The sequence below is a fragment of the Bifidobacterium imperatoris genome, from assembly GCF_002860405.1.
Lineage (GTDB): Bacteria > Actinomycetota > Actinomycetes > Actinomycetales > Bifidobacteriaceae > Bifidobacterium > Bifidobacterium imperatoris.
The window spans coordinates 1-13,417 of the sequence record NZ_NMWV01000029.1 but is presented as its reverse complement, the minus strand read 5'-3'; the positions used below and the strand labels follow the sequence as shown (position 1 = coordinate 13,417).

The following is a 13,417-nucleotide window of genomic DNA, read 5'->3' as shown; positions in this document are numbered from 1 at the left end:
TGAGAAGTGCCCAGTACAAATAATTCGGGAAGTTAAGGCATATTTCCCAAATTCTTTGCACTGACAGCCACTCAGTACAAGAAATTCGGGACGATGCGGCTGTTCTCCCGAATTTCTTGCGCTAACAGGTCGAGTCCAACCACATAGCCACCAAAGTCAATCAACCCAACCATTAAATAACCACTAAAGAAGTCACTATGTCATCCCATTTACCCCGCCTCAGGTCTCAACGGCACCCATCCACACACTCCCCGCTCTTAAGTCGCAACTTCATCCTCCTCGTCGCCGGCCAAGGTATCTCGTTGTTTGGCAACTTGATGCTGCGTTTCGCAATGGCCATGTGGGTCTTGGATGAAACCGGTTCCGCCACCGTGTTCGCCTCCATTCTGGCCATTTCCGTTGTACCCACCATCATTCTCTCCCCATTCGGTGGCGTCCTCGCCGACCGAATGAATCGCCGCACCATCATGGTGGCACTCGATGCCATATCCGCCGCCCTCGTACTGGTAAGTGCGCTCGTCTTCGCCACCATCAGCTTCAGCCTCGTGGCCATTGGTACGATGCAGGTCCTGCTCGCGGTGCTCGGCGCATTCGAAACCCCGACCGTACAGGCCGCACTCCCCCAAATGTTCCGAGAACATGGGCAAAGCACATTGCGCAAGGCGATGGCCGTGGTCAATCAGGTGCAGCAACTCGGATCACTACTGCCCAGCTTCCTCGGCGGCGTCCTCTATTCCCTGACTGGCATCCAGCCAATGATGACTATCGCCATCGTGAGTTTTGCTGGTGCCGCCACGCTCGAATGCTTTATTCGACTGGCTGCACCCGACCGAGGCACTGAAGAGCTGCCAACACCGTTCGAAGACCTCAAATCCGGCATACGATTCCTTGTCAAAGATCGCCCGAATGTGTTCGCGCTGCTATTGTTCGCAGCCGGATTGAATTTTGTGATTATTGGCAATGCGGCAGTCGGTTTCCCCTATGTAATTCGCACAGTGCTCGGCTTTGATGCCACAGTGTATGGCGTCGCCGATGGTTTGGTCGGGGTTTCCGGTGTGATTGGCGCGTTTGTCGCCGGCTTCTTTGCCGCAAAACTGACGATGCGCAAGTTCCCGCTATCTATGGTTGCGCTAGCACTATCATTGCTACCGCAAGGTTTGGTGTTCCTGTTGCCAGTATCCGCTTGGGCAAAGTTGATTGTGCTGGTTGGTTTCACATTCGGCACGATGATCGCCAGCTGTTTCTCGAATCTGATTGCGCTGCCTACTATTCAACTCAATACGCCTGATGCGATGACCGGCAAGGTGATGGCGATGGTGGCAGCCATCAGTATGTGCGCGCAACCACTTGGCCAGATGGCATACGGCTGGGCATTCGATCATATGTCTGTAGCTGCAGTGCTGCTGATTTCGGCTGGATTGCTGGGACTCGGCGCGCTGGTTTCTGTAAGGCTCGCCAATCGATTTGCAGATTAAAAAATGGCTCTCTTCTTTCAAAGAGAGCCATTGCGAATCAGTTCATTATATTAATCGAAGTCAGCGCCGAGAGCTTCGAGCTTGCCACGGAAGTCAGCGTAACCGCGGTCGATCAGGCTGATGCCCTGCACATTGGACGGGCCCTTGGCAGCCAACGCAGCGATCAGATGACTGAAGCCGCCGCGCAGATCCGGCACGTCGATGTCGCGGCCGGTCAATGGGGTCGGTCCGAAGATCACGGCGGAGTGCTTGTAGTTGCGCTGCTGGAAGCGGCACGGCAAGGAGCCGAGGCACTCACGATACAGCTGAATGGTGGCACCCATTTGCACGAGCGGCTTGGTGAAGCCGAAACGGTTCTCGTACACCGTCTCGTGCACAATCGACAGGCCGTTCGCCTGGGTCAGGGCCACCACGAGCGGCTGCTGCCAATCGGTCATGAAACCAGGGTGCACATCGGTTTCGATGGCCACTGGGTGCAAATCGCCACCCGGATGCCAGAAGCGGATGCCCTTGTCGGTCACGTCGAACTCGCCACCGACCTTGCGGAACACGTTGAGGAACGTCATCATCTCCGGCTGGGTCGCACCCTTAACGAAAATGTCACCATGCGTGGCGAGTGCAGCGGATGCCCAAGATGCGGCTTCGATGCGGTCGGTCAGCGAAGTGTGGGTGAAGCCCTTGAGCTCCTTGACGCCTTCGATGCGGAACGTGCGGTCCACATCCACGGAAATGATTGCACCCATCTTTTGCAGCACGGCCACCAAATCCATGATTTCAGGTTCGATTGCAGCACCAGAGAGTTCGGTCTTACCCTCAGCGAGCACAGCGGCCAACAACGTTTGCTCAGTGGCGCCCACGGACGGGTACGGCAGGTGAATCTTCGCACCATGCAGACCGTCGGGGGCGGTGATGTGGATGCCGTCCTTGTGCTCCTTGTCCACCGTGGCGCCAAGCTTGCGCAAGGTTTCCAGATGGAAGTCAATCGGACGACCACCAATCGCGCAACCACCGAGCGCAGGGATAAACGCCTCACCCAAGCGGTGCACGAGCGGGCCGGAGAACAAAATCGGGATACGAGAGGAACCGGACAACGTGTCCACATCCGCCACGTCAGCCAACTGCACATGGGAAGCGTCAATAGTCACCACGCCCTTGGCGCCGTCCACGTCCACATCCACGCCGTGCAGGCGCAGCAGGTCGGACACCACATGCACGTCGCGAATCTCCGGCACGTTCTTCAGCACGGACTTGCCCGGCGCAAGCAACGCGGCCACCATAGCCTTGCTCACGAAGTTCTTCGCGCCACGCACCTTGATGGTGCCGTTCAGCGGCTTGCCGCCCTCAACATGCAGCACATCATTCGTATTCTCAGCCACGCCACTCTCCTATGCATTTGCTTCAGTCATGCGGTTCAAAAAACGCTAGTGTCTAGTTTGCCATAACCCATGTGCGCACTCGGTGAAATGCGCCTGAAGCCAAACTTTGCAGAACTTTGGTGAACGTTGGAATTCAAAAGCACCGGCAGTCACAATCAGATAGCGCAAATGTAATCTACCTCACACTGCCAGCCGCAACGTTCTCCAGCCCTCTACGCTACGATTCGAGGCAGGGCAATTGACGCCTAGGCCACAAGCAAAGGAGCATTTATGACCACCGTCGCCGTTATCGGCTGCACGCACGCCGGCACGTTCGCCGCCACTTCCATTCTCGCCGAGCATCCGGATTGGACCGTTCACGTTTTTGAGCGCAATGGCACGCTCTCCTTCCTTTCCTGCGGCATCGCACTGTGGGTTGGTGACCATGTTTCCGATCCGAAGAAGATGTTCTATTCCTCCCCTGAGGCTTTGGCACAGGCAGGCGCGACCATGCACATGCGCACCGATGTGACTTCTGTGGACCCCGTGGGCAAGACGCTTACATATCGTTCGCTAGAAGGTGGTGCCGACGCGCCTGAGGAGACGCTCTCCTTCGATAAGCTCGTCGTGACCACCGGCTCTCGGCCAGTAATTCCGCCGATTCCCGGCATCGATAGCCCGCACGTGTTGCTGTGCAAGAACTGGAATCATGCCATTGTCATCAAGGAGAAGGCGAAGACTGCCAAGTCCGCGGTGGTGATTGGCTCCGGTTACATCGGCGCCGAGATTGCCGAGCAGTTCAGCTTGACTGATGTCAAGACCACGCTGGTGGACGGCCTAGACCGCCCACTGGCCAACAATTTCGATAAGTCCATCACCGATCAGGTGGCCGACGCATTCGAGGCACATGGTGTGACGCTGGCGCTTGGCCAGAAAGTTGTGGAGTTCCGCGATAATCCAGACAACACCGTGACCGTGGTCACTGAAAAGGGTGAGTACACCGCCGAAATGGCGATTCTGGCCGTGGGCTTCCTGCCGAACACCGACCTGCTCAAGGGCAAGGTGAATATGCTGCCGAATGGTGCCATCATCGTTGATGATTACATGCAGGCCTCTGTGCCGGATGTGTATGCCGCCGGCGATTCCGCCACCGTGTTCTATAACCCGACCGGCAAGCATGATTACATTCCGCTGGCTACCAATGCGGTTCGTCAAGGTCTGCTCGTGGGCCACAATATCGACAAGCCAACTGTGAAGTACATGGGTACTCAGGCCACTTCCGCCGTGCAGCTCTATGACCTGTCACTGGCCGCCTCGGGCCTCACCAGGACCGGCGCCGAACGCCGCGGTCTTACCGTGCGTGAGACTGAGCTCACTGAGGATTACCGCCCGGACTTCATGCTCACCACAACCCCAGTCACCTCGATTCTGACCTGGGATCCGGAGACTCGCAAGGTCAAAGGCGGCCAGTTCTGTTCCAAGGCCGATATTTCCGGCGCCGCCAATGTGATTTCAATGGCGATTCAAGCTGGCTTCACCATCGATCAGTTGGCTAATGTGGACTTCCTGTTCCAGCCGAACTTCGACAAGCCCGTTTATTACGTGGGCGCCGTAGCCATGAAAGCCGCCGCCGAAGCGTAACTGCCGCGCCGTAAGCCCCTGAAAAACGAGTTTGCTCCGACTGAAGTGATCTTCCAGCCGGAGCAAACCATGAATTGCGCGTCGCACAATCAAATTCGCAGAAACTTATAGACTCGCCTTAATCTTACGAGCCAATTCGGCATCCCACATGGCTCCAGTAGCAGACATCACCGAATCCGCGCCGGCTACCTTATAGGCTTGATAATCAGCAGGCGAAACCACGCCGCCCACACCATTAATCGCGAACTCAAGTCCCAAACGTTCGCGCAGTGCAGCCAGTCGACGTACCATCTCAAGGCCAGCTCCGCGAATTGCACTACCGCATACACCGGAGCGATCACGGCCAGCGCCGGGCAACGCCTGATTACCATCCTTGTCCACAAGCTTCGCGGAAATCGTGTTAATCGTGCTGAAGCCCTGAACCGTGCCACGGCCCACGGTGGAACGCACCATCAGTTCAAGATCATCATCGCTCGGGATGAATGCCAACTTAATCATTAGCGGCGTATCACCGATCTCATTCTTCACGGCTTCGGTAATACGGCCAACGAGCAATGGATTATGGCACAAAAGACGATTGTGTCCCTCGTTCGGGCAGCTGGTATTCATCACCATCAACTTCGCACCGGTCTCCTTGACCAAACGAGCCGTGGTGGCGTGATCGGCGATGTAGTCCTCTTCGCTCATGCCCTCGACGCGTGAACCTTGGAAACTCGGCACCAGCACTTGACCGGGCCCAGCGGCAGCAATGGCTGCACGCATATCCGGCTGCCATACATCCGGCTCCTGAGAAGGCACGCCAAAACTATTGGAGATGGAAATCGGCTGCTCATAATTGGTATCGGCCAGCACGCCCTCATCCAGTTCGGCACTGCCCGGGGTCAGCGAACCGTCTGCGGAGGCGGGATGCACAGCCAGCACGTTCGGGAACGGGTTGCAGCCCCACGCACGCGAGCGCACGGTTTTATAGGTGGCCAAATCAAAGCCCATACGGAAAGCAGCCGTGGTGTAACGACTGTTGAGCAACGGGCCTGCCGGAATACCGAATGCCAAATTTACCGGCTGGCCTAGGAATGACTCGCCATGTTCACCCGGTTCTCCGTAATCAGAGTCGGTACCGCTTTCCTCCATCACCCTGGGACCAGAGTCAACGTCATCCTTCTCCGCCTCTCCCTCATAGGGGGAGCTACCAGCCACACAGCCTGATGGGGTCTCGTCCTTCTTCAGCACATCGGCAAACACGCCAAACGGACCGTTGGCGTAATTGTCCTCATACGTGCGGTTCACATCGTAAAACGGCTCAAAATCACTCATATTCCAACGATAAGCCATGCCGCGAACGCCACACCGCCCGCCATCACCCATTTGACTGTCGGATTTTCAACACCGACTGTAGGGTTTTGCACACTGACTGTAGGTTTTTGAACGAAATACGTTAGAAATCCGACAGTCAGTGTTCAAAACCCTACAGTCAATATTCAAAAACCTACAGTCAACTAAAATAAGAGGCCATTTTAACCGGCATGGCATAGCGAAAAGCCCGCTCCTGCATACAAAACAGGAACGGGCTTTCAACTATCGCCTGGTTCGGATTGAAACCGCTGCTGAAATCGCAGGCGACCTCAATACCTCACTCGCTACTCACGATGGCGACGAGCAACCAGCAGCACTACAGCAGCAGCCACCAGCACAGCCACAGCCAACAGGATGTACACCACAGACGAACCGGTGTCCGTCAACGGATTCTTGGACTGATTCTTCTTGGAATCGCCCTTGCTCAGTTCACCCTTGTTGTCAGTGTTGTTGCCAGAAGGTGTCTTCTTCTGAAGCCTGCCCATTGCCTCATCCAGCTGCTGCTGAGCTGCGAAGCGCTCCGGTTCAGTGGAGTTCGGGTCGCTCAACACCTTGCTAGCATTATCGCGAGCCTGCTCGAACTGCTTCCACGAATCGGCCGTGTAATCACCCTTGTTGAGCTTGTTGGCAGAATCAACCGCCTGCTGCAAGCCGTCCTTGGCAGACTTCACCGTGACCTTACGAATCACCGTGGCGGTATTGCCCGCCTTATCCGCAACCGTATAGGTCAGCTCGTAAGTACCAGCCGTCTTGGTGTCCACGGCACCAGCAACGGTGACGGCACCACTCAAGTTGCCAGAGACTTCATCCCAAGCCAGCACACCAGCCTTGGCATCGAAGCTATCACCGTAGTTCAGCGTGACATCATCCACACCGGAGAAGAGCGGCTTAGCCTCGTCCTTCGCGAGTGCAGCCTGGGCGTCGGCAAGCTTCTTGGACGCGGCATCAATGGCAGCCTGCGTAGCCTGAGCGTTACCGTTCACCTTGGCGGCCTCGCCCAACGCCTTGGTCAGAGCAGCCCACGATTCCTTCGTGTACTGGTACTGGTCAAGCATCTGAGCGGCGGCAATAGCGGCGTCCAAACCAGTGCGATCAGCGGCCTTAACGGTCACCTTACGCACAGCAGTGGCGGTATTGCCGGCCTTGTCGGAAACCGTGTAAGTAACCTCATACACACCAGCCTTATTCACATCCACCGAACCGGTGACGACAATCTTGGCGGTCAAATCGCCAGAAACGTCATCCTTAGCGGTCACGCCGGCCTTGGCATCGAACGCCGCACCGAAGGCAACCTCAGTGTCTTCCACACCGGCGAACTCAGGCTTGGTGACGTCCTTGACCAGCTTGGATTGTGCATCGTTCAGCGCTTTCAGAGCATCGTTGATTTCGGCCTGAGTAGCGTCAGACTTCTTCAACACGGCCTGGGCCTTGGCAAGTGCATCAGCGAAAGTCTTCCACGAATCCGCGGTGTAGTCGTTCTCGTTGAGCTTGCCAGCGTCTTCCACGGCCTGCTTCAAAGCGTCAGCGCTCGGCTTGACAGTGATCTTGCGAGTCACCGTGGTCTTGTTGCCGGACTTGTCAGACACGGTGTAGGTCAGCTCGTACACACCATCCTTAGTGACATCGACAGAACCAGAAACCACGATGGCATCGGTCAAATCACCGTCCACATCATCGGAAGCGGTCACACCAGCCTTCGGATCAAAAGTGTCGCCCACGGCGATGGTCACATCGTCGGCGCCCTTAATCACCGGCTTGGTCTTGTCGAGCTTCTTCAAGGCCTTCTGCGCAGCGGTCAAACGCGCAGTAGCCTTGTCGACTTGGGACTGAGTGGCGTTCTTGTTGGCCAGCACGTCTTGCGCATTCTTGCGAGCGGCAGCGAACTCGGCCCAACCGTCTGCAGCGTAATCAGATTCCTGCAAATCGGCAGCCGCATTCACGGCCTTCTGCAAAGCAGCAGTGTCAGATGCGGTCACGGAAACCTTACGCACCACAGTGGCGGTATTGCCGGCCTTGTCGGAAACCGCATAAGTCAGCGTGTAGTCGCCAACTGTGTTGGTATCCACAGTGCCAGTAACCACGATGGAGGCGGTCAGGTCACCGTCCTTGTCATCAGATGCGGTCACGCCAGCCTTCGGATCGAAGGTGCCGCCCACCTTGACGGAGGCATCTTCCACGCCAGCGAACACTGGCTTGGTGGTGTCTGGCTTCTCGCTCACAGTGATTACGCGCTCGGCTTCAGCCTTATTGCCGGCCTTGTCGGAAACCGTGTAGGTCAGCGTGTATTGGCCAGCCACAGTAGTGTTCACTGCACCGGTCACCACAATGGAATCAGTCAAATCGCCGGAAACATCATCGGTGGCAGTCACACCGGCCTTCGGATCGAAGGTTGCGCCAAAGTCAACTGCAGTGTTATCGGCACCGGAAATGACTGGAGCGGTGGTGTCCTTCGTCAGCGCGCCCTGTGCTTGAGCCAACTTGGCTTGGGCTGCATCCAAGTCAGACTGGGAAGCGGCAGTATTGGCCAACGTATCCTGCGCTGACTGAAGAGCCGCGGCAAAAGCAGCCCATGTATCAGTGGTGTACTGGTACTGGTCAAGCTTGGCTGCTGCATCAACAGCTGCTTGCAATGCCTTGGTATTGGTCTTAACCGTCACCTTGGTAGTTGCAGTGGCGGTATTACCGGCCTTATCCGCGACCGTGTAAGTCACCGTGAAGACGCCGCTGTTGGCAACCTTGCCGTTGTTCAGCACCAAGCCGCCAAGATCGATGGCGATGCTGGAAGTCAGGTTACCATCCACATCATCAGCAGCAGTTACACCGGACTTCGGGTCGAAAGTGTCGCCTGCCGTCAAAGACACGTCCTTCTTCACGCCGGAAAGCACCGGAGCAACAGTGTCCTTTGGAGCGGACTTTGGACTCAGCTTCAACGTGGCTTTCAGGTGATCGATAACACCAGTGTTGCTGTTCTTCGGCTTCAAGTTCATGTCGTAGTAATACGTCACCGTCGCTTCACCGGTCAGACCGGTAAGCTTGGTGCCGTCAAGCTTGGCACCTGCCACGTTGCTGATCTTAGAGGCATCGATCCAAGGAACCACGCTCTTCAAATCGAAGCTACCGGTGGCTTCATCGTAAGTGCCGGTGTAGGGCTCAGCCTCAATGGCCTGCGGCGTTTCTTCAACGCCACCCATGCCCTCGACGATTGGATGCTGCGTGGATGCCTGGTATCCTGCAACAGCGGTCAAAGACAGGCCCTTGTTGTTGCCGTTGGCGTTCACCGCCAGCAACGGGTTGCCCGACAGAGACATGTAGCTAGAGGCATAATCCCCAGTCTCACGAGGAGCTACCGAGCTCGGGATATTGAGCGATGTCAGCTTATTGCCATTCAAGCTGAGTGAATCAAACTTGGTGTTTTCAGGAATGGTGATATTGCGAATATCGTTATCTGACAAATCAACACCAGAAATATTGCTTCCTGTCAAACCGGAGACAATACCATTCGCTTGATTATCAACAATACCGTTGCCACCAAGAATCACCAGGCGCGAAGTTCCAGTGAACTTGCTCAAGCTCGTAATCTTGGTGCCGCCCAGACCAAGCTGCTGAAGCTTGCTGCTCTTCACCGAAGCCAATGTGGATTCATTTACATTGGTGCCGCCCAAGTCCAAAATAATCAAATTGGTGTACTTGCCGAGGCCCAACTGGTTCACGTCTGCCGGCACTCCGTACAGCAGCAGTCGAACCAGATCAGCCTTGTCATTCAGTTTCAGAGACTTCAGACTGGTATCTCCAGACAACGCCAGGGAAGTCAATCCCGTGTAGCTTGACAAATCAGCAGACTGCAGGTTCTTCGCCTCGCGCACCGACAAATCACCCAACTTCTGCGGGTTGGGGAGGTTCGGCAATGTTGTCTTGTCCCAGCCGCTGATGCTTAACGAGGTGAGTCCAGTTGCCTGAGTCAAGTCCAAATCAATCGATTGTTCGCCGCCCACAGACAGCTGCTGAAGCGTGGCCGGCACCGACAATTGCGTGACTCCAGTGTTAACGAGCGTCAGACTTGTCAATGCTGGGAATGATGCGAAATCAAACGAGTCAAAGGAACCGTCATACACATTCAGTGCACTCAGTTTGGGCAGTAACTCGAGGCCCTTGAGGGAGGAGACTGTATCAAGATACAGATAGTTGATGTTGTTCAGCTCGTCCTTGCTCAGAACACCATCTTGATTAGGATCATAGGAGTACGAGCTCAACGTCTGGCGCACATGCTCATCAGGGAAGTTGGTCTCGTTGATAGCTACGTCGCCGCTCGGCTGGGTAGGCTCTTGGCCGCCGCCCAGCGCCGCCAATGCTTCATCAACGGTCTGGTTCTTACCGGTTACGGATTCGCCCTGATAGCTGTTACCAATCTCGAGCACAGCAATGGTAGCGCCTGCATAGGCGCCACTCTGCACTTTGGCCACGCCAAAACCGGCAATATCAGCGAGTGGACTCACCTCGGTCAGATAATGCCCATAGCCCTGGCGACTACTACCCGGCTGAGCGCTCAGCTCGCTGTACCACAACGTCACTGGATTATGAGCATCGCTACGATCTGGATAGCTCAACGCCTGGTTTTCAGGACCGAAGAAGTAACCACCCTTGTAATTAGCAGAGTGTGTCAGGTTATAATCCGTGTTCGCAACATGCGCATACCAGCTCGGAGCACCGTTGTACATATTGGCGTGACCATCCAAATTACCCGCAGCGGCTAATTCGTTGGCTCGGGTCTGAGCCCATTTCATCAGGTCATTGTTGACCTTCAGCGCCGGCACAGCGGAGCCATCAGCGGTGTTGTCTGCAACATCACCATCTTTCATGTTGGCTTTGTTATCCGCATTTTGCGCCTCGATAATCTGCTGCGGCGTCAGCGGAGTGCGATCGGTACGCGCACGCAGATCATTGAGCTGCTGCAAATATTGCAGCGATTGCTTCACATTTGCAGCGGCATTGGCATCAGAGCCGACACCGTCAGCGGCATTGGCGGTCAGCGCCGTCATGCCCAAGGTGAGCACGGTCGCGGCTGCGGCCAGCACACCCACTATTTTCTTGGTTATTGTCATGGCGGAATCCCCTCTTCTCCGCCACTACGCGTACACACATCCCCGCATCCGAGCCGGAGAACGATTTGAATACTCTCCTAAAAGAGCACAATACCCTCCACCACGGATGTTTGCGCACGCGAATCCCAAGAATTCCAAGGGTTTGCGAGGCTTACCGCCGATAATTAGCATGCATGATACGAACGGGTTCGCTCCCGATAACCACCTGACAACCAATCAAGAAGCCAACGCCTCGACCAGCAGCAATGTGGCCAGGACAAGATTCACCACCACAAACGCGATAAACACTGGGGAAGTCCACCCGGCATACGTATCCGGAATGCTGCGATTCTGCATGCGATACTGCTTGAGCCCATGACCGTAGAGCGCGAGCGCCACTACAGCACCGACTACGCCAATCGCCGTGAGCGCTATCGTGTACACCGCGTATTGCGAATCGTTGAGCTGGCCGGCGAACCATGTATCGATCACGCCGGAAAGAATCGCGTTATTGAAAATATGCAGCGCAATCGACCATACCAGCGAATATTCCATCGCCACAAAACCGAGAATCAAGCCGAACAGAAAGGCGAACGTGCCTTGCACGAAGTCATCATGGAATAGACCGAAAGCGAACGCCGACGTCACAATAGCGAAGTTCTTACCAAGCGGCTTGAGTTCCTTCATCAGCACACCGCGGAACATGACCTCCTCACAAATCGGCCCCAACAAACCGATGTATAGCCACATAGTCACGGTGTTGGAGGATTCGTTCAGGCTTTCTGAGGTGGGGGAAACCAGGTCGCCGCCAAACATGGAAACGCCCATTTGCGCCAATGTGACCACACTTTGCACGCCAAGACCCAGCAGAATGAAAATCAGAAACCACTGGGCTCGCATGCGTCCGCCGCCGTATTGGCTGATTCGCCCTAGCTGATTCGGTTCGCCATACGTATCCCGATGAGGCCCGCCAAGCCAGAATTCGCGGGTCAGAATATCACGGTTGCGCATAATCAGCAGGAATCCCATAGCGAAGACCAGCGAAGCAAGGCTGACGATACCGTCGCCTTTCGTAGAATCTGACCAGCTGGGCATGATGACGCCGAGCGCGATAACAGCTACGATACTGCCCACGTACATCATGCCTTCGTAAATAAAAGCAAGTCCCATCGCACGATTAACTACACGTCTGCGCCAGGTTTTCCACAATTGGCGCGGATTGATTGCTATGGCCGGAGGCTGCGGCGGAACGTATGCATATGGCTGTGGCTGTATCTTCGGCTGACTCAGAGGCTGAGGCGCAGCATACTGCGCCTGCGGTGGCCAAGCAGCCGGTTGATTAGGCGCGTGCACATATGCCGGTGTAGGTACCGGTGCCACATACGGCTGCGGCTGAGCCTGCATCTGCTGCGGTGCACCTAGCTGAGATGGTGCAGCATACGATGGCGACTGCGGTGCCTGCTGGTATTGCGGCTGAGCCTGCACAGCCGCATACTGCGGATACTGCGGTTGCTGGAATGGATATTGAGGAGCTGGAGCCATCGGCACCGGTGGCATCGGCACCACCTGAGGTGTCGCGTAGTACTGCGGCTGCGGTTCGGATTCTTGCGACTGTTCTTGCGACTGAGAATTCCGTAGCGTCTGATTCTCATATCCTGACTGCGGTTGCTGTCCGCGCGGCTGCCACCCTGGCTGTTGCTCATTCATGCTCATGATGCTCAACCTATTCGTCATTTCTGAACAATTTGTGACTATGTCCAGAAATATTGACGAATACAGGAACGCACAGATGCGGCCCCCATACCCCCCTAACTACTGTCGGGGTTGTTTGCGCTTAGAGAACGCGAACAATACGGCGGCGAGCACAAGCAGCACCACTACCACCACTACCACGCTCAATATGTTTGATCCAGTCATCGCGAGCGCACGCCCGGTCGGCGCGGCGCTTTCCACGACTTCAGCTGCATGGACTGGCATAGCGAAAACTGCCGCCACAACGATTATCAGCAATGCATCAATTACGCCGATAATACGCTTCCCAATACGAGCAGCCATCATGAAATATCTCCCTCCCATCATCGGAAATATGCAGCAAGCTCCGATGCTCACTACGTATTTCAAGTGCAGCTTTCAAGTATAGGGGGGGGGGAGGGGGAAACGCGCATTCGACGTGCCTCACGTTTTTTGAGCGCGTAGGGTGTGGTGGTGCCTCATCGGGAATGAGCGCGAACGGTATCGGTCCTGTTTGGCTTGTCTTATGGAAGACAGGATCAGCATGGCGACGAAGCGGCAGGTCACCCTGAGATTCAGGGATGAATACATGAAGGCGTCGAAGAAGGACAAGGGACGCATCCTCGATGAGATGTGCTCCGTGCTGGGAATCGGCAGGAGCACCGCGAGACGCAGACTCACGGAAGCCGGGCGCGGCAGGCCGTCGATGTCGCCCGCGGAGCGGCCGAAGCGGTATTCGGAGCAGTCGCGCGAGCTGCTGGTCCAGGTGTGGCTGATGATGGAT

General features: G+C 55.8%; 7 protein-coding genes and 1 pseudogene. 3 read left to right on the top strand and 5 right to left on the bottom strand.

Features of this window, described 5'->3' with window-relative positions; all coding sequences use genetic code 11:
• Positions 1 to 197 precede the first annotated feature (197 nt).
• Positions 198 to 1,475, top strand: a complete 1,278-nt coding sequence (locus Tam1G_RS09680; RefSeq protein ID WP_101626359.1) for an MFS transporter — start codon at positions 198 to 200, stop codon at positions 1,473 to 1,475.
• A gap of 50 nt (positions 1,476 to 1,525) precedes the next feature.
• Here the strand turns inward: Tam1G_RS09680 and murA are convergent, their stop codons facing one another.
• Entirely contained in the window at positions 1,526 to 2,851 is a 1,326-nt protein-coding gene (gene murA, locus Tam1G_RS09675) for a UDP-N-acetylglucosamine 1-carboxyvinyltransferase (RefSeq protein ID WP_033891240.1), read from the bottom strand.
• A 270-nt stretch (positions 2,852 to 3,121) separates the two neighbouring features.
• On the opposite strand from murA, the gene Tam1G_RS09670 reads away from it, so the two are divergent.
• Positions 3,122 to 4,471, top strand: coding sequence for an NAD(P)/FAD-dependent oxidoreductase (locus Tam1G_RS09670; RefSeq protein ID WP_101626358.1), 1,350 nt, complete (start codon positions 3,122 to 3,124; stop codon positions 4,469 to 4,471).
• Positions 4,472 to 4,576: 105 nt separating this feature from the next.
• On the opposite strand, the gene Tam1G_RS09665 is transcribed toward Tam1G_RS09670, so the two are convergent.
• The 4 genes from Tam1G_RS09665 to Tam1G_RS09650 all read right to left on the bottom strand — a co-directional run bounded on the left by Tam1G_RS09665 (position 4,577) and on the right by Tam1G_RS09650 (position 12,960).
• Positions 4,577 to 5,785: a beta/alpha barrel domain-containing protein gene (locus tag Tam1G_RS09665; RefSeq protein ID WP_101626382.1), complete on the bottom strand. Its 1,209-nt coding sequence runs from the start codon at positions 5,783 to 5,785 to the stop codon at positions 4,577 to 4,579.
• A 323-nt stretch (positions 5,786 to 6,108) separates the two neighbouring features.
• On the bottom strand, positions 6,109 to 10,923 hold the full coding sequence (locus Tam1G_RS11975) for an immunoglobulin-like domain-containing protein (RefSeq protein ID WP_101626357.1): 4,815 nt from the start codon (positions 10,921 to 10,923) through the stop codon (positions 6,109 to 6,111).
• Positions 10,924 to 11,139: 216 nt separating this feature from the next.
• On the bottom strand, positions 11,140 to 12,615 hold the full coding sequence (locus Tam1G_RS11970) for a CPBP family glutamic-type intramembrane protease (protein ID WP_242689680.1): 1,476 nt from the start codon (positions 12,613 to 12,615) through the stop codon (positions 11,140 to 11,142).
• A gap of 99 nt (positions 12,616 to 12,714) precedes the next feature.
• Complete coding sequence (locus Tam1G_RS09650; RefSeq protein ID WP_101626356.1) at positions 12,715 to 12,960, bottom strand: hypothetical protein; 246 nt, start codon at positions 12,958 to 12,960, stop codon at positions 12,715 to 12,717.
• Positions 12,961 to 13,159: 199 nt separating this feature from the next.
• Here Tam1G_RS09650 and Tam1G_RS09645 point away from each other — a divergent pair.
• Positions 13,160 to 13,417: pseudogene (locus Tam1G_RS09645) on the top strand (integrase catalytic domain-containing protein); the annotation flags it as partial.

Bases quoted from the DNA above. Each gene is read 5' to 3' on its own strand.
- Tam1G_RS09670 (WP_101626358.1), top strand. From the start codon at position 3,122: ATGACCACCGTCGCCGTTATCGGCTGCACGCACGCCGGCACGTTCGCC.
- Tam1G_RS11970 (WP_242689680.1), bottom strand. From the start codon at position 12,615: ATGAGCATGAATGAGCAACAGCCAGGGTGGCAGCCGCGCGGACAGCAA.
- Tam1G_RS11975 (WP_101626357.1), bottom strand. From the start codon at position 10,923: ATGACAATAACCAAGAAAATAGTGGGTGTGCTGGCCGCAGCCGCGACC.
- Tam1G_RS09650 (WP_101626356.1), bottom strand. From the start codon at position 12,960: ATGATGGCTGCTCGTATTGGGAAGCGTATTATCGGCGTAATTGATGCA.
- Tam1G_RS09665 (WP_101626382.1), bottom strand. From the start codon at position 5,785: ATGAGTGATTTTGAGCCGTTTTACGATGTGAACCGCACGTATGAGGAC.
- Tam1G_RS09680 (WP_101626359.1), top strand. From the start codon at position 198: ATGTCATCCCATTTACCCCGCCTCAGGTCTCAACGGCACCCATCCACA.